19 protein-coding genes and 1 tRNA gene are annotated in these 22318 nt (G+C 69.4%); 9 read left to right on the top strand and 11 right to left on the bottom strand.

Annotation, left to right across the window (positions count from 1 at the left end; translation table 11 throughout):
* On the top strand, window positions 1-859 hold an 859-nt coding region (locus AB0C46_RS39065), incomplete at its 5' end, for an aminotransferase class I/II-fold pyridoxal phosphate-dependent enzyme (protein ID WP_362833873.1).
* 138 nt (window positions 860-997) lie between these two features.
* Here AB0C46_RS39065 and AB0C46_RS39060 read toward each other — a convergent pair.
* Both AB0C46_RS39060 and clpB read right to left on the bottom strand, forming a co-directional pair.
* The gene (locus AB0C46_RS39060) at window positions 998-1534 is read right to left on the bottom strand and encodes a YbjN domain-containing protein (RefSeq protein WP_362833872.1); all 537 of its coding nucleotides are present in this window, start codon (window positions 1532-1534) and stop codon (window positions 998-1000) included.
* A gap of 177 nt (window positions 1535-1711) precedes the next feature.
* On the bottom strand, window positions 1712-4342 hold the full coding sequence (gene clpB / locus AB0C46_RS39055; protein ID WP_362833871.1) for an ATP-dependent chaperone ClpB: 2631 nt from the start codon (window positions 4340-4342) through the stop codon (window positions 1712-1714).
* 247 nt (window positions 4343-4589) lie between these two features.
* Here clpB and AB0C46_RS39050 point away from each other — a divergent pair, with 247 nt between their 5' ends.
* The 3 genes from AB0C46_RS39050 to AB0C46_RS39040 all read left to right on the top strand — a co-directional run bounded on the left by AB0C46_RS39050 (window position 4590) and on the right by AB0C46_RS39040 (window position 6433).
* Window positions 4590-5171 carry a Uma2 family endonuclease gene (locus AB0C46_RS39050; RefSeq protein ID WP_362833870.1) on the top strand — a complete coding sequence of 194 codons (582 nt, stop codon included), beginning with the start codon at window positions 4590-4592 and terminating at the stop codon, window positions 5169-5171.
* Between the two features lie 45 nt (window positions 5172-5216).
* Entirely contained in the window at window positions 5217-5621 is a 405-nt protein-coding gene (locus AB0C46_RS39045; protein WP_362833869.1) for a pyridoxamine 5'-phosphate oxidase family protein, read from the top strand.
* A gap of 407 nt (window positions 5622-6028) precedes the next feature.
* Window positions 6029-6433 (top strand): hypothetical protein, encoded by a 405-nt coding sequence (locus AB0C46_RS39040; protein WP_362833868.1) that lies wholly within the window; start codon window positions 6029-6031, stop codon window positions 6431-6433.
* Between the two features lie 98 nt (window positions 6434-6531).
* Here AB0C46_RS39040 and AB0C46_RS39035 read toward each other — a convergent pair whose 3' ends face one another.
* From AB0C46_RS39035 to dnaK, 4 genes are read right to left on the bottom strand one after another with little or no spacing between them, the layout of a single operon-like run.
* The gene (locus AB0C46_RS39035; RefSeq protein ID WP_362833867.1) at window positions 6532-6984 is read right to left on the bottom strand and encodes a helix-turn-helix domain-containing protein; all 453 of its coding nucleotides are present in this window, start codon (window positions 6982-6984) and stop codon (window positions 6532-6534) included.
* Between the two features lies 1 nt (window position 6985).
* Entirely contained in the window at window positions 6986-8158 is a 1173-nt protein-coding gene (gene dnaJ / locus AB0C46_RS39030; protein ID WP_362833866.1) for a molecular chaperone DnaJ, read from the bottom strand.
* A gap of 45 nt (window positions 8159-8203) precedes the next feature.
* Window positions 8204-8854 carry a nucleotide exchange factor GrpE gene (gene grpE / locus AB0C46_RS39025; RefSeq protein ID WP_362833865.1) on the bottom strand — a complete coding sequence of 217 codons (651 nt, stop codon included), beginning with the start codon at window positions 8852-8854 and terminating at the stop codon, window positions 8204-8206.
* Window positions 8851-10707: a molecular chaperone DnaK gene (gene dnaK, locus AB0C46_RS39020; RefSeq protein WP_127151852.1), complete on the bottom strand. Its 1857-nt coding sequence runs from the start codon at window positions 10705-10707 to the stop codon at window positions 8851-8853. The genes grpE and dnaK overlap by 4 nt, the downstream gene beginning before the upstream one ends.
* 289 nt (window positions 10708-10996) lie before the next feature.
* Between dnaK and AB0C46_RS39015 the strand changes: the two genes are divergently transcribed.
* The 4 genes from AB0C46_RS39015 to AB0C46_RS39000 all read left to right on the top strand — a co-directional run bounded on the left by AB0C46_RS39015 (window position 10997) and on the right by AB0C46_RS39000 (window position 16446).
* Entirely contained in the window at window positions 10997-13264 is a 2268-nt protein-coding gene (locus AB0C46_RS39015) for a (Fe-S)-binding protein (protein WP_362833864.1), read from the top strand.
* A 170-nt stretch (window positions 13265-13434) separates the two neighbouring features.
* Entirely contained in the window at window positions 13435-14754 is a 1320-nt protein-coding gene (locus tag AB0C46_RS39010; RefSeq protein ID WP_362833863.1) for a VCBS repeat-containing protein, read from the top strand.
* A gap of 72 nt (window positions 14755-14826) precedes the next feature.
* Window positions 14827-15390 (top strand): GNAT family N-acetyltransferase, encoded by a 564-nt coding sequence (locus AB0C46_RS39005; RefSeq protein ID WP_362833862.1) that lies wholly within the window; start codon window positions 14827-14829, stop codon window positions 15388-15390.
* 99 nt (window positions 15391-15489) lie between these two features.
* Complete coding sequence (locus tag AB0C46_RS39000; RefSeq protein ID WP_362833876.1) at window positions 15490-16446, top strand: Yip1 family protein; 957 nt, start codon at window positions 15490-15492, stop codon at window positions 16444-16446.
* Between the two features lie 90 nt (window positions 16447-16536).
* Here the strand turns inward: AB0C46_RS39000 and AB0C46_RS38995 are convergent, their stop codons facing one another.
* The 4 genes from AB0C46_RS38995 to AB0C46_RS38980 all read right to left on the bottom strand — a co-directional run bounded on the left by AB0C46_RS38995 (window position 16537) and on the right by AB0C46_RS38980 (window position 19823).
* A complete protein-coding gene (locus AB0C46_RS38995; RefSeq protein WP_362833861.1) occupies window positions 16537-18141 on the bottom strand; it encodes a ricin-type beta-trefoil lectin domain protein in 1605 nt (534 codons plus the stop codon).
* A 154-nt stretch (window positions 18142-18295) separates the two neighbouring features.
* A complete protein-coding gene (locus tag AB0C46_RS38990) occupies window positions 18296-18793 on the bottom strand; it encodes a phosphoribosyltransferase (RefSeq protein WP_362833860.1) in 498 nt (165 codons plus the stop codon).
* Between the two features lie 84 nt (window positions 18794-18877).
* A complete protein-coding gene (gene dcd, locus AB0C46_RS38985; RefSeq protein ID WP_362833859.1) occupies window positions 18878-19453 on the bottom strand; it encodes a dCTP deaminase in 576 nt (191 codons plus the stop codon).
* 211 nt (window positions 19454-19664) lie between these two features.
* Window positions 19665-19823 (bottom strand): hypothetical protein, encoded by a 159-nt coding sequence (locus AB0C46_RS38980; protein ID WP_016573140.1) that lies wholly within the window; start codon window positions 19821-19823, stop codon window positions 19665-19667.
* Window positions 19824-20125: 302 nt separating this feature from the next.
* Between AB0C46_RS38980 and AB0C46_RS38975 the strand changes: the two genes are divergently transcribed.
* A tRNA-Gly gene (locus tag AB0C46_RS38975) sits at window positions 20126-20196 on the top strand.
* A gap of 920 nt (window positions 20197-21116) precedes the next feature.
* On the opposite strand, the gene AB0C46_RS38970 is transcribed toward AB0C46_RS38975, so the two are convergent.
* The gene (locus AB0C46_RS38970) at window positions 21117-22277 is read right to left on the bottom strand and encodes a site-specific integrase (RefSeq protein ID WP_362833875.1); all 1161 of its coding nucleotides are present in this window, start codon (window positions 22275-22277) and stop codon (window positions 21117-21119) included.
* Window positions 22278-22318 lie beyond the last annotated feature (41 nt).

The raw sequence follows: 22318 nt of genomic DNA, 5'->3' as shown, positions 1-22318 counted from the left end.
GGCCTCCCTGCTGGCACTGCTGGAGCCGGGCGACGAGGTCATCGCCCTGGAGCCCTACTACGACTCCTACGCCGCCGGTATCGCGCTGGCGGGCGGCCGCCGCGTCCCGGTGACCCTGCGCGCGGACCCGGAGTCCGGCACCTACCGCCTCGACCTGGACGAACTGCGCGACGCCATTACCGGCAACACCCGCCTGCTCCTCCTCAACACCCCGCACAACCCCACCGGCACCGTCCTGTCCCGCGAGGAGCTCGCCGAGATCGCCCGCCTCGCCTGCGAGCACGATCTCCTCGTCATCACCGACGAGGTCTACGAGCACCTCGTGTTCGAGGGCGAGCACCTCCCCCTCGCCTCGTTCCCCGGGATGCGCGAGCGCACCGTCACCATCGGCTCGGCCGGCAAGACCTTCTCGTTCACCGGCTGGAAGGTCGGCTGGGTCACCGCGCCCGCGGAGCTGGTCGGCGCCGTCCGCTCGGCCAAGCAGTTCCTCACCTATGTCTCCGCGGGCCCCTTCCAGTACGCCGTCGCCGAGGCCCTCGCCCTGCCCGACAGCTACTTCACGGAGCTGCGCGACGGCCTGCGCGCCAAGCGCGACGTCCTGGCCACCGGGCTCACCGAGGCCGGCTTCCAGGTCTTCCGCCCCGCAGGCACCTACTTCATCACCACCGACATCCGCCCCCTCGGCCACGACGACGGCTTCGCCTTCTGCCGCGCCCTGCCCGAGCGCGTCGGCGTCGTCGCCATCCCCAACGCCGTCTTCTACGACCACAAGGACCAGGGGGCGCCCTACGTCCGCTTCGCCTTCTGCAAGCGGGAGGCGGTGCTGCGGGAGGCGGCGGAGCGGCTGCAGAAGCTCTGACCGGGCCGCCGGCCCTGCCTCGCTCTGCCGCTGCGCACCGTCGGGGCCGGCACCGGCCGCCTCCTTGCAGACACACACGGGCCCCGGAGCCAAAAGCTCCGGGGCCCGCGCAGCAGGGTGGGTGTGGGACGGACGGGCTCAGGCCTCGTCGTCACCCTGCTTCTTGTCGGAGTCGCCTTCGATCTCGGCCTCCAGGCCGAGCTGCTCGACGATCCACTTGTCGAATTCGATGGAGGCGCGGACCCAGCTGACCGTGCTCGACACGAAGTGTTCGAGGGAGACACCGGTGCCGATCAGCATCGATGCCTCACCGATCAGACGGACCGTGCCGTCGTCATGGGTGTGGGTGTAGGCCTTGGGCCACAGCGTCCGGCGGTTCCAGTCGTCGAGCGCCTCCAGCAGCTTCGACTTTTCGTCGATGCCGTGCGGGCGGTCATAGAACGTACGGACGGAGAAGATCTGCTGCTCCTCCTCGCCCCGGAACATGAAGTACGTGCGGAACTGCTCCCACGGGGCGGCGAGGTCACCCTCCTCGTCGACGACGTACTTCAGCTCCATCTGGTCGAGGAGCTGCTTGACCAGGTCCTGGTCTGGCACGACGGGACCATCAGGCCCCGACGGCTCGGGTTCGGGCTGGCCCCCGAAATTCGGAATCGAGGACGGGTCGATGCTCACCGTGGAATTCCCTTCGTATGGTCCCTGCCATCCTCCCCCACATCCGCCCCGTCGTGGCAACCCGGGACGGGGCGGATGCGGGCAAGGCGTCGCCCGGGGCAACGATCGGCGGGCCGCTCGGGCACCCGGGCCACGGCGCGCCCGCCGGCCGTGCCGGGCGCCCCGGCCCCGCGCCGGTCAGCCCACGGGCCGGCCGGCCGACTCCACCGACAGCTGGTCGCCGTCCACGTCCACCCGCACGGTGTCCCCCTCCAGCACCTCGCCCGCCAGGATGGCGCGGGCGAGCGGGTCGCCGATGGCCGTCTGGACCAGGCGGCGCAGCGGCCGGGCACCGTAGGACATGTCTGGCGCCGGAGCGTCGATGACCGGTTCCTGGCCGAGCCAGGCGAGCCAGGTCAGGGCGCGGTCGGTGACGTCGAGCGTCAGCCGGCGGTCGGCGAGACGGCGCTGCAGGTGGTCGAGCTGGATGCGGGCGATCCGCTGGAGCTGGTCCGTGCCGAGCGGGTGGAAGACCACCACGTCGTCGAGCCGGTTGAGGAACTCGGGCCGGAAGGAGGACCGGACCGTCTCCAGCACCTTCTCCTTCTTCTGCTCCTCCTTGAGCAGCGGGTCCATGAGGAAGGCGGAGCCGAGGTTGGAGGTCAGGATGAGGATGGTGTTGCGGAAGTCGACCGTGCGGCCCTGGCCGTCCGTGAGCCGGCCGTCGTCGAGGACCTGCAGCAGGATGTCGAAGACCTCGTGGTGGGCCTTCTCCACCTCGTCCAGCAGGACGACGGAGTACGGGCGGCGGCGGACGGCCTCCGTCAGCTGGCCGCCCTCCTCGTAGCCGACGTAGCCGGGCGGCGCGCCGACCAGCCGCGCGACGCTGTGCTTCTCGCCGTACTCCGACATGTCGATCCGGACCATCGCCCGCTCGTCGTCGAAGAGGAAGTCCGCGAGCGCCTTGGCCAGCTCGGTCTTGCCGACGCCGGTCGGGCCGAGGAAGAGGAACGAGCCGGTGGGCCGGTCCGGGTCGGCGATACCGGCGCGGGTGCGGCGTACGGCGTCGGACACCGACCGTACGGCCTCGGTCTGGCCGATCAGGCGCTTGCCGAGCTCCTCCTCCATACGCAGCAGCTTCTGGGTCTCGCCCTCCAGGAGACGGCCGGCCGGAATACCGGTCCAGGCACCGACCACATCCGCGATGTCGTCCGGCCCGACCTCCTCCTTGACCATGGACTCCTTGGACGCCTCCTGCTCGGCCTCGGCGGCGGCCGCCTCCTCCAGCTCGTGCTCCAGCCCCGGGATCTCGCCGTAGAGCAGCTTGGAGGCGGTGTCGAAGTCGCCGTCGCGCTGGGCGCGCTCCGCCTGGCCGCGCAGCTCGTCGAGCTTCTCCTTGAGCGCACCGACGCGGTTGAGGCTCTGCTTCTCCTTCTCCCAGCGGGCGGTCAGACCGCGCAGCTCCTCCTCCTTGTCGGCGAGGTCCTTGCGCAGCTTCTCCAGCCGCTGGACGGAGCCGGCGTCGGTCTCGTTCCGCAGCGCCAGCTCCTCCATCTTGAGCCGGTCCACGGCGCGCTGGAGCTCGTCGATCTCCACGGGGGAGGAGTCGATCTCCATACGGAGCCGGGAGGCGGCCTCGTCGACCAGGTCGATGGCCTTGTCGGGCAGGAAGCGGGAGGTGATGTAGCGGTCGGAGAGGGAGGCGGCGGCGACCAGCGCGGAGTCCGCGATCTGCACCTTGTGGTGGGCCTCGTAGCGGCCCTTGAGCCCGCGCAGGATCGCCACGGTGTCCTCGACGGTCGGCTCGGCCACCAGCACCTGCTGGAAGCGCCGCTCCAGCGCCGGGTCCTTCTCGATCCGCTCGCGGTACTCGTCCAGCGTCGTCGCGCCGACCATTCGCAGCTCACCGCGGGCCAGCATCGGCTTGAGCATGTTGCCCGCGTCCATGGACGAGTCGCCGCCGGCGCCCGCGCCGACGACGGTGTGCAGCTCGTCGATGAAGGTGATGATCTGGCCCTCGCTGGACTTGATCTCCGCCAGGACGGTCTTCAGCCGCTCCTCGAACTCGCCGCGGTACTTGGCGCCCGCGACCATCGCCCCCAGGTCGAGCGCGACCAGCCGCTTGTTGCGCAGCGACTCGGGCACATCGCCCTTGACGATCCGCTGCGCCAGCCCCTCGACGACGGCGGTCTTGCCGACGCCCGGCTCGCCGATCAGCACGGGGTTGTTCTTCGTCCGGCGCGACAGCACCTGCACCACACGGCGGATCTCGTGGTCCCGGCCGATGACCGGGTCGAGCTTGCCCTCGCGGGCGGCCGCGGTGAAGTCCGTACCGAACTTCTCCAGCGCCTTGTACGTGCCCTCCGGGTCGGCGTTGGTCACCCGCTGCCCGCCCCGGTTCGCCTCGAACGCGGCCAGCAGCTTCTTGGCGCCGGCGCCCTGCTGCTCCAGCAGCTCGCCGGTGCGCCCGCCCTTGGCGGCGATGCCGATGAGGAGGTGTTCGGTGGAGACATAGGCGTCACCGAGCTCCTTGGCGCGCTGGGTGGCGTCCGCGATGGCGGAGAGCAGATCGCGGTCCGGCTGCGGCGGCGCCACCGTCGAGCCCTGCACGCTGGGCAGCGCGGCCAGCTGACGCTCGGCCCCGTTGCGCAGCGCGGCGGCGTCCGCGTCGACGTCGGCCAGCAGGTCCATGATGTTCTCGTTGTCCTGCCCGGCCAGCAGCGCGAGCAGGAGATGCGCGGACGTCATGTCCGCATGCCCGGCGGTGACCGCCCGCTCATTGGCGGCGCTCAGCGCCTCCCGGCTCTTGTTGGTCAGCTCGGCGTCCACGTCCTCGCGATCCTCCTCGACTCGTCCTCAACAGCCTCTGCGCCCAGTCTGCGCCCGTCCGGGCGCCCGTGCAGACACATCCTGCACGTACCAACGTGCGATAAGTTGAGTCTATTCCACTCAAGGTTGGTTTGGGGAGTCGCCCCACCCCTTCCTCGCTCACTCGTGCGAGGGAATCGGGGACGAACGCACCGCCGCCGTCCGTGCCGCCCGCCGACACTGGCCTTCGGCCACAAGGAGGTGCAGCATGACGGCTATGGCACACGCGCCTATGCCCACCGACGAAGAAACCCTCCTGGATTACTTCCTCGCCTTGGATACGCCCACGGGCTTCCGAGCCGAGCTGATCGAGGGGGAGATCGTTGTGACACCACCCACGGACGGCACGCATGAGCACTGCTTCAGCGGGATCGTCTCGCAGATCATGCGACAGTCCGCGGTGGACATGGACGTCTCCGGCTACAAGGGTCTCGAGATGCCCCGCGGCGGCAGGTGCCCCAAGAATCACGTGATCCCCGATGCCACCATCGCCCCACGCGCGCTGCGTCTCTTCCGCGGCGCCCCTCCCTGGATGCCCAGCGACGGCGTAGCCATGGTCGTCGAGGTGACATCAAGCAATCCGGAGCGCGACCGGAAGGCCAAACGGCACTGCTACGCCCGCGCCGGTATCCCGCTCTACGTGCTCGTGGACCGCAGCAGGGCCGAGATCACGCTGTTCAGCGACCCTTCCGGGGACGACTACACAGGGCACAACACCGCTCCTGTCGGCAAACCCCTCCCCCTCCCCGCCCCCTTCTCCTTCGACCTCGAAACCACCGACTTCCTCTGAATCCCGGGCCCCGCAGCCCCCGGGCCCCGAACTACCCTTGCCCCCATGGCCCATGACCTCAGTGCCCTCAGCCCGGAATACCTCGCCTTCTGGGGCGAGTATCTGATGCCGACGCTCACCACGCTCCGTACGGACGGGACGCCCCATGTCGTCCCGGTAGGCGTCACCTACGACGCCGGGCAGCGGATCGCGCGGATCATCACCCGCAAGGACAGTGCCAAGGTCAAGAACATCCTCGCCGCCGGGGCGGACGGTGCGACCGTCGCCGTGTGCCAGGTCGACAAGGGGCGCTGGGCGACGCTGGAGGGCCGGGCCCGGGTGCGCACGGACGCCGAGTCGGTGGCCGATGCGGTGCGGCGGTACGCCGAGCGGTACGGCCGGACGCCGACGCCCAACCCCGACCGCGTCATGATCGAGATCGCGGTGAGCAAGGCGATGGGCCGGGCCTGAGCGCCGGTCCGAGAGCCGCTCCCGCGGCCCTCCGGCCGCTGGCCGGAAACGGCCCCTCCGGATCCGCTCCGGGCCACCCACCTGGTACTCAAGAGCGACGGGAACCGAACAGCTCCGCGCAATCACGGACGACATCGGACCTGTCCCCTGCAAAAGACAGCAGCTGGAGGCCGTATGGCGTCGGCATTGTGCATCGTGACGACCGTTCCGCGCCGTCCGTCCCCCACCCGGCCGCACCCGCACGCCGAGCTCTGCCCGCGCTGCGGCGGCCAGCTCGCCGTCAATCAGGACGGCTGGAAGATCTGTCACGCCTGCGGCTATGCCTCGCCGCCCGGTACAGCCCCTCCTCCACGGGCCGCTCGCGGGGGTATCGTCGCCCCCACAGTCGCCACGCCCCGGAGGGCACGATGAACTCGGTCCGAGTCACGGCGATCGCCTGCCTGATGCCGCTGTCCGAGCTGGACGAGGATCCGTTCCTGGTCGATGACCGCAGCCAGCACGACATGTGCAAGCAGTGGGCAGCGGCCCGTGACTACCACCTGACCTGCCGGCTCAGCCTGCATCAGCTGCCCGCCGACCACAGCGCGCTGTGGCGTGATGTCGAAGAGGGCCTGGTCGATGTGTTCGTGGCGCCCAACCGCCGGGCGTTGGAGAACGCCATCGACGGCGCGGACGAATTCACCGCCCGGTGCGCCGCGGCCGGCATCCGCCTGGAGACCGCGGACCTCGATGAGCCGGTCTACACCCTGGCGATGAAGTCGCATGTGCACCGGCGGCTGTCGATGCCGACGGCGGGATACAACGGCTGCTGAGCGGGCCGCTGCCGGGCCCGGAAACGCGAGAAGGGCCGGGTCACCCCGGCCCTTCGGCACGTTTCATGCACCGGGCGCCCGTGCCCCGGCCGCGGCCGTCACTCCGGCCGCTTGGGGCGCCAGACCACCAGCGCGCTGCCCTGCTGCACATCCTGATACGGCACCAGATCGCGCCGATAGGAGGCATGCACCGCCGCTTCCCGCTGCTGCATCGCGCTGGCCGCGCCCTCCAGGGCGCCCTGCAGCTCGATGACCCGCTGCTGCAGGGCCGCGACCTGGTTCTCCAGCTCGATGATGCGCTTGATGCCGGCGAGGTTGATGCCCTCGTCCTGGGACAACTGCTGCACCGTACGGAGCAGTTCGATGTCCCGGGCCGAATAGCGGCGGCCCCGCCCGGCCGTGCGGTCGGGCGAGACCAGCCCCAGCCGGTCGTACTGACGAAGGGTCTGCGGATGCAGGCCGGAGAGCTGAGCCGCGACGGAGATGACGTACACCGGCGACTCTTCGGTCAGTTCATAGGGGTTACGACGCTGCCCGCCCCGGCTGTCCATCTCAAGCTCCCTTCGCGGCCTGGAACAGCTCCGCCCGCGGGTCCGGGCCCGCGGTCGCCTCGCGATAGGACTCCAGCGACTCCTTCGCCTTGTCGCTGAGGTCACCGGGGACCAGCACCTCGATGGTGACCAGCAGATCACCGCGGGTGCCGTCCTTACGGGCCGCTCCCTTGCCACGGGCCCGCATGGTGCGTCCGTTGGGGGTACCGGCCGGCAGCTTCAGCGTCACCGGCGGACCGCCCAGCGTCGGGACCTTGACCTCACCGCCGAGCGCGGCCTCCGGGAAGGTGACCGGCACCGTGAGGGTGAGGTTGTCGCCCTTGCGGCCGAAGACCGGGTGGGCGTCGACATGCACGACCACGTACAGATCACCCGCGGGGCCGCCCTGCTCGCCCGGGGCGCCCTTGCCGCGCAGCCGGATGCGCTGCCCGTCGGAGACGCCCGCGGGGATACGGACCTGCATCGTGCGGGCGCTGGTGGCCCGCCCGCTGCCCTTGCAGACCTCGCAGGCATCCTGGGCGATCAGGCCCCGGCCCTTGCAGTCGGCGCACGGGTCGGTGAGCGAGAAGCCGCCGCCCGCGCCCCGGCTGACCTGGCCGGTGCCGACGCAGGTCGGGCAGACCCGCGGCGTACCGTTCTTGTCGCCGGTGCCGGAACACGCCTTGCACGGCGCCTGGCTGGACATCCGCAGCGGGACCGTGGCCCCGTCCACCGCCTCGGTGAAGCTGAGCGTCACCTCGGACTCGATGTCCTGGCCACGGCGCGCATGGGTACGGGTACCGGCGCCGCCGCGGTTGAACAGGCCGCCGAAGACGTCCCCGAGCCCGCCGCCGAAGCCCCCGGCTCCGCCGGCTCCACCGGAGCCGCCCCCGAAGAGGTCACCCAGGTCGAAGTTGAAGCTGCCGCCTCCACCGGGGCCGGGCCGGTAGCCGCCGTTGCCGAACAGCGTGCGCGCCTCGTCGTACTCCTTGCGGCGCTTGCTGTCGCCCAGGACATCGTTCGCCTCGGAGATCTCCTTGAAGCGCTCCTCGGCCTTGGCGTCGCCCTTGTTGGCGTCCGGGTGGTACTCGCGGGCGAGCTTGCGGTACGCCTTCTTGATCTCCGCTTCGGTGGCGTCCTTCGGGACGCCGAGGACCTTGTAATAGTCCTTCTCGACGAAGTCCTTGGTGCTCATCCCCGACGTCCCTCCTTCCGCGCGGTTTTCTTTTCTGTCCTCACGTCAGCCCTCTTCCGGGCCACCGCTCTCCTCGTCCGAAGCCTTGGCGTCCTCGTCGGAGGTGGACTTGGGGCCCTGTGCGCCCGGCTGCGGCTCGGCGACGGCGACCCGCGCGGGGCGGATCGTTCGTTCACCGATGCGATACCCGGGCTGCAGGATCGCCACGCACGTCGTCTCGGTGACATCCGGTGCGTACGAGTGCATCAGCGCCTCGTGGATCGTCGGGTCGAAGGGCTCGCCCTCCTTGCCGAACTGCTGCAGACCCAGCTTGGCGACCACGGTCTCCAGCGATTCGGCCACCGACTTGAAGCCGCCGAGCAGTTCGCCGTGCTCACGGGCACGGCCGATGTCGTCGAGGGTGGGAAGGAGCTCGGACAGGAGGTTCGCCGCGGCGATCTCCTTGACCGTGACCCGGTCCCGTTCCACCCGACGGCGGTAGTTCTGGTACTCCGCCTGGAGCCGCTGGAGGTCCGTCGTGCGCTCGTTGAGCGCCGTACGTACCTGGTCCAGCTGCGCCTGGAGCGCTACGTCCGGTACGTCCCCGGCCGGGGCCGAGCCCGCCTTGTCGGCGGACTCGGCCTGCGCCGCGTCTTCGGAAGCGGCGTCGGAAGGGACGTCGGGCTTCTCGTCGAAGCCCGGGGTCTCCTCCGTCACGCGGCACCATCCTTCTTCGGCTTCTCGTCGTCGACGATCTCGGCGTCCACGACGTCGTCATCGGCCTTGGCCTGCTCGGCGCCCTCGGCACCGGCAGCACCCTCGGCGCCGGCCGCACCCTGGGCGTCGGCGTACATGGCCTGACCCAGCTTCTGGGAGACGGCCGCGACCTTCTCGGTGGCGGTGCGGATCTCGGCCGTGTCCTCGCCCTTGAGCTTTTCCTTCAGCTCGGTGACGGCTTCCTCGACCTCGGTCTTGACCTCGCCCGGGACCTTCTCCTCGTTGTCCTTGAGGAACTTCTCGGTCTGGTAGACGAGCTGCTCGGCCTGGTTGCGGGTCTCGGCGGCCTCGCGGCGCTTGGTGTCCTCGTCCGCGTACTGCTCGGCCTCCTGGCGCATCCGGTCGACCTCGTCCTTCGGCAGCGAGGAGCCGCCGGTGACGGTCATCTTCTGCTCCTTGCCCGTGCCCAGGTCCTTCGCGGTCACGTGCATGATGCCGTTGGCGTCGATGTCGAAGGAGACCTCGATCTGCGGGACCCCGCGCGGGGCCGGCGGCAGACCGGTCAGCTCGAACATCCCGAGCTTCTTGTTGTACGCCGCGATCTCGCGCTCGCCCTGGTAGACCTGGATCTGCACGGACGGCTGGTTGTCCTCGGCCGTCGTGAAGATCTCGGAGCGCTTGGTCGGGATCGTGGTGTTGCGCTCGATGAGCTTGGTCATGATGCCGCCCTTGGTCTCGATACCGAGGGACAGCGGGGTGACGTCCAGCAGGAGGACGTCCTTGACCTCACCCTTGAGCACACCGGCCTGGAGGGTGGCGCCGATGGCGACGACCTCGTCCGGGTTGACGCCCTTGTTGGCGTCCTTGCCGCCGGTCAGCTCCTTGACGAGCTCCGCGACGGCGGGCATACGGGTGGAGCCGCCGACCAGGACCACGTGGTCGATCTCGGACAGGTTGATACCCGCGTCCTTGATCACGTTGTGGAACGGGGTCTTGCAGCGGTCCAGGAGGTCCGAGGTGAGCTGCTGGAACTGCGAGCGCGTGAGCTTCTCGTCCAGGTGCAGCGGGCCCTCGGCGGATGCGGTGATGTAGGGAAGGTTGATCGTCGTCTCGGTGGAGGACGACAGCTCGATCTTCGCCTTCTCAGCGGCCTCGCGCAGGCGCTGGAGCGCCATCTTGTCCTTGGCGAGGTCGACGCCGTGGCCGTTCTGGAACTGCTTGACCAGGTAGTCGACGACGCGCTGGTCCCAGTCGTCACCACCGAGGTGGTTGTCACCGTTGGTGGCCTTCACCTCGACGACGCCGTCACCGATCTCCAGCAGCGAGACGTCGAAGGTGCCGCCACCGAGGTCGAAGACCAGAATGGTCTGGTCGTCCTTCTCCAGGCCGTAGGCCAGGGCGGCCGCGGTGGGCTCGTTGACGATACGCAGGACGTTGAGGCCCGCGATCTCACCGGCCTCCTTGGTGGCCTGGCGCTCGGAGTCGTTGAAGTAGGCCGGAACGGTGATGACCGCGTCGACGACCTTCTCGCCCAGGTATGCCTCGGCGTCGCGCTTGAGCTTCTGCAGGATGAAGGCGCTCATCTGCTGCGGGTTGAAGCCCTTGCCGTCGATGTCGATCTTCCAGTCGGTGCCCATGTGGCGCTTGACCGACCGGATGGTCCTGTCGACGTTGGTGACCGCCTGACGCTTGGCGACCTCGCCGACCAGCACCTCGCCGTTCTTGGCGAAGGCGACAACGGACGGCGTGGTCCTGGCGCCCTCGGCGTTGGTGATGACGGTGGGCTCACCGCCTTCGAGAACACTGACGACGGAGTTCGTCGTGCCCAGGTCGATGCCGACCGCACGTGCCATTTCAATTCCTCCAGCTGACTTGAGTGGAACAGGCTCAACAGTGCAGCACCGAGGAAATCCTGTCAACAGACCTGAGTCGTGGGCACTCAAGTTTTATATCGCCCTTACCGTCACCACGCTTCCACGGGAGGACGCCGGGGCCCTGCACAGGGTTGCCTTCGCGACGCAGATCACCGGCCGGGCGGCTTCATGGGGCGGAGGAGAATGGGTAACCTCAGCCGCAGACCCAAAAAGTTACCGCTTAGTAGTTCCCCACCGTTTCCGCTCTCGCAGGTACGAGGAGCCTCCCATGCAACTCGCCGCGATCATCGTGTCGCTGGTGCTCATCGCGGTCGCCGTGGCGCTGTTCGGCCGCGCCCTCCTGCAGATCTACCGCCAGATGCGGCTGGGCCAGCCCGTGCCCGCAGGCACCCGGACCGACGCTCCCGCCCAGCGGACCGTCACGGTGGCCAAGGAGTTCGTCGGCCACACCCGGATGAACCGCTGGGGCGTCGTCGGCGTGGCGCACTGGTTCGTGGCGGTGGGCTTCCTCACCCTGCTGCTGACGATCGTCAACGCCATCGGCCAGCTCTTCCAGGCCGACTGGCTGATCCCGTTCATCGGCGGCTGGCTGCCGTGGGAGATGTTCGTCGAGGCGATGGGCACGTTGACGACCGTGGGCATCATCGTCCTGATCGTCATCCGCCAGCTGAGCCGTCCCGGCAACGCGGGCCGCAAGTCCCGCTTCGCGGGCTCCAACACCGGCCAGGCGTACTTCGTCGAGACCGTCATCCTCATCGTCGGTATCTGCATCGTGACGCTGCACGCCCTGGAGGGCGCGCAGCACGGCGTCGACCACTACGAGCCCGCGTTCTTCATCTCGTACCCCCTGGTCGCGGCCTTCAAGGGCATGAGCCTCGGCACCGTGCAGAACCTGACCTACCTCTTCGCGGCCATCAAGATCGCCACGTCCTTCATCTGGATGATCACGGTCTCGCTGAAGACCGATATGGGTGTGGCCTGGCACCGCTTCCTCGCCTTCCCCAACATCTGGTTCAAGCGCGAGGCGGACGGCGGTGTCGCCCTCGGCGCACTGCAGCCGATGACCAGCGCGGGCAAGCCGATCGACTTCGAGGACCCGGGCGAGGACGACCAGTTCGGCGTCTCCCAGGTCGAGCACTTCTCCTGGAAGGGCCTGCTCGACTTCTCCACCTGCACCGAGTGCGGCCGCTGTCAGTCGCAGTGCCCCGCCTGGAACACCGGTAAGCCGCTGTCGCCGAAGCTGCTGATCATGGCGCTGCGCGACCACGCACACGCCAAGGCGCCGTACCTGCTCGCGGGCGGCGGCAAGGACATGGAGGGCAACGAGCAGGCGACCGCCGAGCAGCTCGCCGACGTGCCCGCGTCCGCGCTGGCCGAGGCCGAGCGCCCGCTGATCGGCACCCTGGAGGAGAACGGGGTCATCGACCCCGACGTCCTGTGGTCCTGCACCACCTGCGGCGCCTGTGTCGAGCAGTGCCCGGTCGACATCGAGCACATCGACCACATCGTCGACATGCGCCGCTACCAGGTCATGATCGAGTCCTCGTTCCCGTCCGAGGCGGGCACGATGCTCAAGAACCTGGAGAAGAAGGGCAACCCCTGGGGTCTGGCCAAGAAGCAGCGCCTGGCGTGGACCAAGGAGGTCGACTTCGAGGTTCCGGTCGTCGGCCAGGACATCGAGGACCTGACCGAGGTCGAGTACCTCTACTGGGTCGGCTGCGCCGGTGCCCTGGAGGACCGCGCCAAGAAGACCACCAAGGCCTTCGCGGAGCTGCTGCACATCGCGGGCGTGAAGTTCGCGATCATGGGCGGCGACGAGAAGTGCACCGGTGACTCGCCGCGCCGTCTGGGCAACGAGTTCCTCTTCCAGCAGCTGGGCGCCGAGAACGTCGCGACGCTGAATGCCGCCTTCGGCGAGGACGACGAGGACGAGTCGACCAAGAAGCCGAAGTCGTCGAAGAAGATCGTCGCGACCTGCCCGCACTGCTTCAACACGATCGCGAACGAGTACCCCCAGCTGGGCGGCGAGTACGAGGTCATCCACCACACCCAGCTGCTCCAGCACCTGGTGGACGAGGGCAAGCTCACCCCCGTCACCCCGGTCGAGGGTCTGATCACCTACCACGACCCCTGCTACCTGGGCCGCCACAACAAGGTCTACACCCCACCGCGCGAGATCATCGCCAAGGTGCCGGGCCTGCGGAACGAGGAGATGCACCGCCACAAGGAGCGCGGCTTCTGCTGTGGCGCCGGCGGCGCCCGGATGTGGATGGAAGAGCGCATCGGCAAGCGCATCAACAACGAGCGGGTCGACGAGGCGCTGTCGCTGAACCCCGACATCGTGTCGACGGCCTGCCCCTTCTGCCTCGTGATGCTGACCGACTCGGTCAACGGCAAGAAGAACGACGGCAAGGCGAAGGAATCCGTCCAGGTCGTCGACGTGGCCCAACTGCTGCTGGACTCCGTCAGGACCCCCGTCGACCCGGCGGGCGACGAGGAGCCGGAGGACGCGCCGGAGCCCGAGCCGGTGAAGTAACGGCGCGGGCAGGAGCGTTGACCGGCGGCCGGTCCCCTCCCAGGGGCCGGCCGCCGGCCTTTCCCGACGGCCGGCGGCCGTCGGCATTGCGGGGCGGCACGCCCCCCGGGAGCACCGGGGGGCTGCGGTGGGCGACACGACAACAGGATCACGGGTGGGGTGGACACGGCATGGGACGACGGATCGCCGCGACGGCTGGGCTCGGGCTGGCCCTTCTGCTCAGCTCCTGCGGGCTGCTCTCCCCCGCGGGCGACGCGCGCCCCGCCTCGCCCCACCGCGCCTCCTCACTGCCGCGGGCGCGCCCCGTCCCCACCGGCCACGGCAGCCGGGCCGCCCACGACTTCAACGGTGACGGCCACCCCGATCTCGTCCTCGACAGCCTGCTCGCACCGGCCGGCGGCCATGACGACGACCCGGGCCTCGGCATCGTCTACGGCTCCGCGCACGGACTCGACCCGGCCACCCGGGAGTTGCTCACCCCGGACCGCCATGCCGCCCCCACCAAAGGGACCGTCCCCGCGTCCTTCGACGCCGAGACCGTCTGCGACCTCGACCGGGACGGCTTCAGCGACCTGGTCGTCACCACCGACCCGCCGTACGACGGCATCGGCCGCCCGCCCGTCCCCGTACAGCTCCTCTTCGGCTCACCGCACGGCATCGGTCCCGCCCGTGCCGTGAAACTCCGCATCCCGGACCGGGCGAGATTCGGCAACGAATGGCCCGACCAGCCGGTCTGCGGCGACTTCGACGGCGACGGCGCACCCGACCTGGCCGTCACCGCCTCCGGCCCCCGGGTCAGCTACCTGCGGGGCCCGTTCACCCGCACCGGCGCCCCGAAAGCGGCCGGCGCGCCGGTCGACATCCCCGGGACCGCCCTCGCGACCACCACGCCCCTGTCGACGTCCGACATCGACGGCGACGGCGCCGACGACCTCCTCGTACGGGCCGCCGACCCCGGCCGCCGCGCCCGCAGCCGGCTCGCCCCCGGCGGCCCCCGGGGCCCGGTCCGCGCCGGCCGGGCCGCCTACCCGCCCGGTTACGCCACGGTCTTCGGCCGCTTCACCGGGGGCGGGCGGGGCGTGACCTCCGTCACCGCCGACACCGGTGGTCTGCTCTCCGTCGGTGGCCGCCCCGGCAGAATCCGTACCGGCACGGGCGGGATCCCCACCCTCGCCGCCGGTGATGTGGACCACGACGGAAACCCGGATCTCGTCGTGGCCGGCAGCCGCCCCGCCCTGCTGAGCGGCACCGCGAAGGGGCTCTCCACGACCGCCCGCCGCCTGCCCGTGCCCCGCCTGCCGGGCTCCAGACGCCCGCACTCCACGGTTCTCGCGCTCGCCGACTTCGACGGCGACCACCGCGCCGACCTCGTCCTCCTCACCCGGCGCGACCGCACCCACGACAGGGTGACGCTCCTGCCCGGCGGCCCGTCAGGACTCGCCGCGCGGCCCGCCCTCTCCTTCACCACGGCGGATTTCACGGCCCCCTGACGGCCCGCCAGCTGATTGTGGCCGGTGGCTAATACACTTGTCCCGGCGCGGGACGCATCCGAGCATGACGCCATGAACACAGACACGGGCAGGGCCACGGCCGACGATCCGAGCGCCCTGGCGCGCCCCGCCCCACGCGAGACGCCGCCCGCCCCGCCCGTCACGGTCCGGCTCGCGCTCCCCACCGACGCCCCCGCGATCGCCGCCGTCCACCAGGCGTCACGGCAGGCCACCATGCCGTACCTGCCGCCCCAGCGCCGGACCCACGAAGAGGTCACCCGCTGGATCCGGGAGATCGTACTGCCGCAGTGTCACACACTCGTCGCCGTCCGTGGCACGGAGCTCCTCGGCTATGCGTCCCTGCAGGGCGAGTTGCTCGAACAGCTCTACCTCCGTCCCGATGTCCGGCGCACCGGCATCGGCTCCGCCCTCCTCGCCGCGGCACGACGGCACCGCCCCGACGGCCTGTACCTGCATGTCTTCCAACTCAACACCGATGCAAGGGCGTTCTACGCCCACCACGGTTTCCGGGTCGTGGCCGTCGACGACGGCAGCTCCAACATGGAGAACCTGCCGGATCTCACCCTCCGCTGGACCCCGGTCCCCGGGGCCCGCCCCCCTCGGGGAACCCCCTAAGGGATGTCACAGGTCAGCAGCAAACCGGGGCCCGATCCCCCTGCTCCGCCACCCGGTCCACGCGGACCAGGTACTTTCGAGTACGTGGCTGGATTCAGGATGGGTCGCGGACGGGATGCCCGCCCCGCGCAGAACGGACAGCAGGGGCAGCAGGGGCAGCAGGCTCCGTACGGGCAGCAAGGGCCGTACGGGCAGCAGCCCCCCTCGCCGCCTGGGCAATGGCAGCAGGCACCGCAGCAGTACGGCGGCCCGCCACAGGGGCAGCCGCAGGGGCAGCCACAGCCGCACGGGCAGTACGGCGAGCCCGAGTACTTCGGCGACGGCGGCTACCAGCCCCAGCAGCAGTCCTACGCACCGTATTCGAACGACAACAACCCTGGACACACCCAGCAGTTCAGCGTCGGCGACGCCCCGGACACCTACGGTCCGCCGCCCGGCCAGTACGACGGCGGCTCCGACGAGTACGGGGCGGGCGACACCTACCGCGCCGGCCAGACCAGCGCGCCCCCGGCCGGCCCGCGCCTGCACTGGAAGCAGCTGCTCCCCGGCATCGTGCTGCGCCCCGACGCCACGTTCTGGCAGATGCGTGACCACCAGGTCTGGGCCCCCGCGCTGATCGTCACCTTCGTCTACGGCCTGCTCGCGGTCTTCGGCTTCGACAAGGCCCGCGAGGATGTGCTGAACGCCACCCTCTCCAACATCATCCCGTGGGTGGGGATCACCGCGGTGATGTTCATCATCGGCACCCTGATCCTGGGCGCGGTCACCCACACCATGGCCCGCCAGCTCGGGGGTGACGGCGCCTGGCAGCCGACCATCGGCCTGGCCATGCTGATCATGACGATCTCGGACGCGCCCCGGCTGCTGTTCGCGATGTTCCTCGGCGGCGACAGCACTCTGGTCCAGGTCCTGGGCTGGCTGACCTGGCTCGCCACCGGCTACCTGCTCACCTCCATGATCAGCAAGTCGCACGATCTGCCGTGGCCCAAGGCGCTCGGCGCCGCCGCGATCCAGCTGGTCGCGCTGCTCGCCCTGGTGAAGCTCGGCACCCTGTAAGGCCACACCGGCCACGGCAAGGGCCCGCCCCGGAGCACTCGGCTCCGGAGCGGGCCCTTTGCCATACGGCAGGCTCACTCCCTCCGGGCGTCAGGCGAACCGCTGCCCGGCCGACCCGTCGCACCCCTGCAACCGCAGCGGTTCCTTCGCCGCGGCCAGCGTCAGACACAGCGACTGCGCGGCGGCCGGCCGGATCGTGCCGCCGTCGGCCCGTACGAACTGCTGGTTGGCCGCGCCCGAGCAGTTCCACAGCACCAGCCCGGCCCCGGCCGTGTACCGCGCGCCCGGCACATCCAGGCACCGGTCCTGGGTCAGCTCCACATGCAGCGACCGCTGCTCCGGGTCGTACCACCAGCCCTGGTTGCGCTGGCCGTGACAGTCCCAGCCGCCGACCACCGTGCCATTACGGCTGGCGCTCCCGGTCGCGTCCACACAGCTGCCCGTCCCGGCGCTCTTCAGCGGCCGGTAGGCGTCGTCCCAGCCGCCCGGGTACAGCTTCGGCTGCCCGGTGCTCGCCGGATCGGCACAGGCCGCCTCACGCAGCCCCGACGCGTACAGCTGGGTCAGACAGGACGCGAACGCGCCGTGCCCGCGGGCGTTCGGGTGGAAGGACTGCCGCACCGAATTCGAGTTCGGCGGGAAGGGGTTGGTGAGGTTCACATACAGCCCGCGGGCCCAGGTCTCCTCCATGCACACCTCGTGCCCGTGGAACAGCCGCGAGGCGTCCAGATAGGTCGCGCCGCTGTCCCGCGCCGCCTTCCGCACCCCCTTCTCGAACGCGGGCACGGCGGCATTGCGCCCCCAGCCCGCATCGGAGGTGTAGCCGGTGCAGCCGCCCAGCAGCTTCCCCGGATACTGCGGGTTGTCCTCCACATCCGGCCCGATCGGGCTCGGATACGACATCACCACAAGCCGGTAGTCGCCGTCGGCGTACCCCGCGTCCCGCAGCACGGTCCGCAGATCGCCGACCGTCCGCTCGACCTTCGGCACCAGCCCGTCGACCCGGGCCTGCCAGCCCGGCTGATACTTCGGCTCGCAGGTGCCCTGCAGCAGGAACCAGCGGGTGACGCAGTCCGTCATCACCGACCCGAACTGCAGATCGTCGTTGGCGCCGGCCACCAGGAGCACCATCTTCAGCCGGGTGTTACGGGCCGCGATGGCGAGGCTGTCGCTCTGCACCAGCTCGTCGGCGTACTGCTTGCTGCCGCCGATCACGATATTCCCGCTGGACGCGCCCGAGCAGGCGGCGTTGTACGTCACCTCCGCCGCGATCCCGGTCCGGTGGATCGCCGAGTCCGGCGACCGGTGACACCAGTTGTCGGGGCCGTCCGTCCCCGCTTCGTACGTCCCGACGCCCTCGCCCGAGATCTCACTGTCCCCCAGCGAGATCAACGAGGTCTTCCGCTCCCCGAGGGGCCGCTCGGCCGGGTCCCCGTAGAGCCGGTCCGCCTCCCGCGCCCGGATCTTCTCCAGCTCGGGCGACAGCGGCTTGGCGGCCGTGGCGCCGGCGGGTGCCGTGCCGCCCGCGGCCCCGGGGGCGGCGCTCGCCCCACCCGCCGCCACGGTGAACACCATGGTCAAGGCCGCCGTCGAGGTCGCCACGACGGCCCGCAGCCGCCGCCCGCGCCCCGTACGCGGCCCATATCCCGTACCCCGCCCACGTAACGCCCACCGCCCGCGTCTCGCACGCAGCATGGGGCCTCCCCTCCGGTCGCCTGTTACCGCGGGTTTTACTCGCAGGTAAGCACCGGTGGAACACCCGGAACGGGATTGGCCGAAAGCGGCGCAGCAAAAGACCGGCCGACATCAACTCCCCTACGGGGAGCGGCGATCGGCCGGCCCTGTCACCTCAGGCGTCGAGAATCTGCCCCTCGCGCCGCACCACGGGCGGCTCGACGCTCCACGGGAAGTTGATCCACTCGTCCGTGCGCTTCCACACGTACTCGCACTTCACCAGCGACTGCGACTTCTCATAGATCACCGCGCTGCGGACCTCCGCCACGGTCCCCTGGCAGAAGTCGTGCACGAGCTTCAGCGTCTTGCCGGTGTCGGCGACATCGTCGGCGATCAGCACCTTCTTCTCCGAGAAGTCGATCGCATTCGGCACCGGCGCCAGCATGACCGGCATCTCCAGGGTGGTCCCCACCCCGGTGTAGAACTCCACATTCACCAGGTGGATGTTCTTGCAGTCCAGCGCGTACGCCAGTCCTCCCGCGACAAAAACGCCGCCACGGGCGATCGACAGCACGACATCGGGCTCGTACCCGTCATCGGCGATCGTCTGCGCCAGCTCACGGATCGCCCCGCCGAACCGCTCGTACGTCAGGTTCTCCCGCACGTCACTCACGTATCTCTCTCAGACCTTCTGTGTCCACACCCTCTGCCACGCGCCCGCCCTGTAGAGCGCGCCCCCCACACCGACGCGGCCGTGTCATACCTGCGTGCGGTGGAAGTTCCTGAACGACCGGGACGGCGTCGGACCGCGCTGCCCCTGGTAGCGGGAGCCGTACTTCTCGCTGCCGTACGGGTGCTCGGTCGGCGAGGTCAGCCGGAACATGCACAGCTGCCCGATCTTCATGCCCGGCCACAGCTTGATCGGCAGCGTGGCGACATTGCTCAGCTCCAGCGTCACATGCCCGCTGAACCCCGGGTCGATGAACCCGGCGGTCGAATGCGTCAGCAGCCCCAGCCGCCCCAGCGAGCTCTTGCCCTCCAGCCGGGACGCCAGGTCATCGGGCAGCGTGATGACCTCGTACGTCGAGGCCAGCACGAACTCACCCGGGTGCAGGATGAACGCCTCATCCCCCTCGGGCACCACCTCACGGGTCAGGTCGCTCTGCTCCACGGCGGGGTCGATGTGCGGATAGCGGTGATTCTCGAACACCCGGAAATAGCGGTCGAGCCGCACGTCGATGCTGGACGGCTGCACCATCGACTCTTCGTAGGGGTCGATACGCACCCGACCAGCATCGATCTCGGCCCGGATGTCCTTGTCTGAGAGAAGCACGCAGACGAGGATACGCGCCCGCCCGACCCCCACCGCACGACGAGGGCCCGGCCCCCCACCGGGGAAGCCGGGCCTCGCCCACTCCTGGTCCTACTGCCGGCCGCCGCCTCCCTCACGAGGTGCGGCTGCCGCTCTCAACGAAGTGCCACGGCTTTCTTGATCGCCACACACTTCTCCTGCTCGCTTCTTGCTCGCTATCGCCTCTTGATCGCTACCGCTTGGCGTGCTCGACGGGCACCGAGTGCCGCAGCCGAGCACAGCGCGGGCAGCGCAACAGCCGTCCGGGACCGAGCCGGTCGGTGGTCTGCATCGGGAACGAAGCGGTGCTGAACACGTGGCCCTCGGCACAACGTACGACGGTGCGCTCCATCAAGTCCCTCTCCCAACTGCGTGGACAACAAAAGCCACATTAGGGGATGAACTGGGCGCCACCACACGCGGCACTCCGACGCCCAACCGTACGCCCCAACTCCCGCACCCCGCACCCGCATCCCACCCCGGAACCACACCCTCCACCCCGGGACCGCGCCTCCCTCAACAGCCCCACGGAACACCCCTGCCACACCCCCACCGCACTCCCACTCACACCACCCAGGCATGCCAAATGCACCGCGGGGCGGCGATGGGGTAGAGTGTGCGACGATGTTCCGCTCTCGATCGAGGCGGGATGACGCGGGTGTAGTTTAATGGTAGAACATGAGCTTCCCAAGCTCAGAGCGCGGGTTCGATTCCCGTCACCCGCTCTATATGGAAGCCCCAGGTCAGTGACCTGGGGCTTGTTTGTTGTCTAGACCGCTTTGCGGTCGACCAGCCCTCCACCAGCCCTATCTGGCGACGGAGGTGCAGATTCCGCGAACTCCCCCACCGCCCCAGGCGCCTTGGCAGCCGATCTTCTCGAATAGCGAGACACGTCTTCTGTGACTTGGGCCACCTGTGCCTGAGGGGTCGTGAGATTACGGATGCAAAATGGGCCCTGGGGAAAGAAGTTCATCTGGCGCCTTGCCTCCGCGCCGGAGGGCGAACGCGCTCCGCTGTCCTCTGCCACGAATTCTTGGCCATTGCCAGGCGAGCTTGACCGACTTCCATCCCGGTGCCCTCCACCATGCGGGCGCGGTCAGCGGGGAGGCGGCCCGAAGAGGAGCTCTGCGAGTCGGCGCCGTACTGCTGGTGAAGCCATGGCGTCGCCGGTGCTGAAGAACGTGACGTCGTCCGAGTCACTGATGAGCTGCGGTGCGTAGTACCCAAGCCCGGGATGCTTCTTCATCACGGGGCACGCATGCGCGTGCGGCAGGCGGTGGCCGCCAAGACCAGCACACGACGTACAGCTGCCAGTGGCATCGCGTCGGCGCCCATCTGGCGGCAGCGGTGTCAGCCACCCTTCGCCCTTGCACTCCTCGCACATGCTCTCCTTCGCATGGCAACTGCATGCTGCGGTGGTATCGGCCACTTGGGACTTCATAAGGGGACGATAGCCAGCGGCACGCGGCTAATGGTGGCGGATCTGAGGATTGGGCACAGTGGTCATACTTGTTTGCCAGACGGCCATGATCACTTGTCAGCGGACAGCCGCCGAAAGCACAGCGCGGCGAAGGCAGGACCGGTGTTGCTGACCGGTCCTGCCTTCGCCTCGCATTGCCCCCTCTGAACAGGGGAAGCCGGCGCCTCAGCCGGAGCGCTTCTGCTTCTCCTCCCGGTGCTCGGCTGCCTCCCTGCGCTGCTGGCGCACCTCGGCGTCGATGCTCTTCGCGAGCTTGCGCTGGTGTTTCTTCTTGGAGTGCTGGTAGATCAGCTGAGCCTTCGGGCTGGACTGGCCCGCGCGGACCATGAGGTCCTTGAGCTTCGCACCAGAGTCAGCCGCCAGGGTGTTGCCGGTGTGGCGCAGATCGTAGAAGCGGAAGTTGTCCGGCAGTCCCACCGCGATGCGCGCCCTGCGCCACTTGCGCCCGAAGGAGGACCGTCGCAGAGCGGCCCCTCGCTCGCCCACGATGAGGAGTCCGTCCGGCTCCTTCTCCGCGAACCACTGAAGGTGGCGGTGCAGCTCGGGCACGATGAAGTCAGGCAGATACACCGCGCGCTTGCCCGCCCTCGACTTCGGATCGCCGATCACCTTCTTGCCGTTGGTCAGCTCCGGTGCGGCACGCCTGATCCACACCACGCCCTCGTCGACGTCGATGTCGCTGCGACGCAGCTCCGCGAGTTCTTCAGGACGCAGGGACGCGAAAGCGCCGAGGAAGATCATGATGCGCCAGCGTGGTCCGATGGCTTCGGCCAGCGCATAGACCTGTTCAACCTCGGCGACATCGCGCTCATCGGCCTCCTCCTTGCCGGCGCCCTTGATGCGGCACGGGTTGCTCTTGAGGAGATCGTCGTCGACCGCGGTTTGAAGGATGGCCTTCAGCAGGCGGTAGGACTTGGCCACCGTCGTCTTCGCACCGTTGGTTGCCTTCAGCCGCTCGGCTCGCCAGACGCGCACATCCGACGGTTGGATTTCGTCCAGGTCCCACGTGCCGAACGTGGGCACGATGTGCCTGGCGAGCAGCCGGGTGTACAGGTCCTCGGTGGTCGCTGCGAGGCCGCGCTCATCGACCCACTTACTCGCGAAATTCTCGAAGTTGACCACGCCGGCGTCGGGGTCGGTCCAGTGCTTGCGCTCAATATCGGCCTGGGTCAGCGCGAGCCAGGTCGTTGCCTCGGTCTTGGTCTCGAACGTCTTCGGCGCGTAGCGCCGCTTGCCGTCCGGAGCCCAGTAACGGGCCTGGAAGCGCCCCGACTCGGTCTTGCGCACATTGCCGAATTCACGCCGCTGCGGCTTGCGCGCCATCAGGCGGCCTGGCCGTAGCCGGAGCGAAGCCCTCGTGCCGGGGT

The sequence above is a fragment of the Streptomyces sp. NPDC048637 genome (genome assembly GCF_040650675.1).
In the GTDB taxonomy this organism is placed as follows: Bacteria; Actinomycetota; Actinomycetes; order Streptomycetales; family Streptomycetaceae; genus Streptomyces.
This window is presented reverse-complemented; position numbering and strand designations above follow the sequence as displayed.

Excerpts from the sequence above, each read along its gene's own strand:
- AB0C46_RS39050 (WP_362833870.1), top strand. The coding sequence starts at position 4,590 with ATGACGGCTATGGCACACGCGCCTATGCCCACCGACGAAGAAACCCTC.
- AB0C46_RS39045 (WP_362833869.1), top strand. The coding sequence starts at position 5,217 with ATGGCCCATGACCTCAGTGCCCTCAGCCCGGAATACCTCGCCTTCTGG.
- AB0C46_RS39040 (WP_362833868.1), top strand. The coding sequence starts at position 6,029 with ATGAACTCGGTCCGAGTCACGGCGATCGCCTGCCTGATGCCGCTGTCC.
- AB0C46_RS39035 (WP_362833867.1), bottom strand. The coding sequence starts at position 6,984 with ATGGACAGCCGGGGCGGGCAGCGTCGTAACCCCTATGAACTGACCGAA.
- dnaJ (WP_362833866.1), bottom strand. The coding sequence starts at position 8,158 with ATGAGCACCAAGGACTTCGTCGAGAAGGACTATTACAAGGTCCTCGGC.
- dnaK (WP_127151852.1), bottom strand. The coding sequence starts at position 10,707 with ATGGCACGTGCGGTCGGCATCGACCTGGGCACGACGAACTCCGTCGTC.
- AB0C46_RS39015 (WP_362833864.1), top strand. The coding sequence starts at position 10,997 with ATGCAACTCGCCGCGATCATCGTGTCGCTGGTGCTCATCGCGGTCGCC.
- AB0C46_RS39010 (WP_362833863.1), top strand. The coding sequence starts at position 13,435 with ATGGGACGACGGATCGCCGCGACGGCTGGGCTCGGGCTGGCCCTTCTG.
- AB0C46_RS39005 (WP_362833862.1), top strand. The coding sequence starts at position 14,827 with ATGAACACAGACACGGGCAGGGCCACGGCCGACGATCCGAGCGCCCTG.
- AB0C46_RS39000 (WP_362833876.1), top strand. The coding sequence starts at position 15,490 with ATGGGTCGCGGACGGGATGCCCGCCCCGCGCAGAACGGACAGCAGGGG.
- AB0C46_RS38995 (WP_362833861.1), bottom strand. The coding sequence starts at position 18,141 with ATGCTGCGTGCGAGACGCGGGCGGTGGGCGTTACGTGGGCGGGGTACG.
- AB0C46_RS38980 (WP_016573140.1), bottom strand. The coding sequence starts at position 19,823 with ATGGAGCGCACCGTCGTACGTTGTGCCGAGGGCCACGTGTTCAGCACC.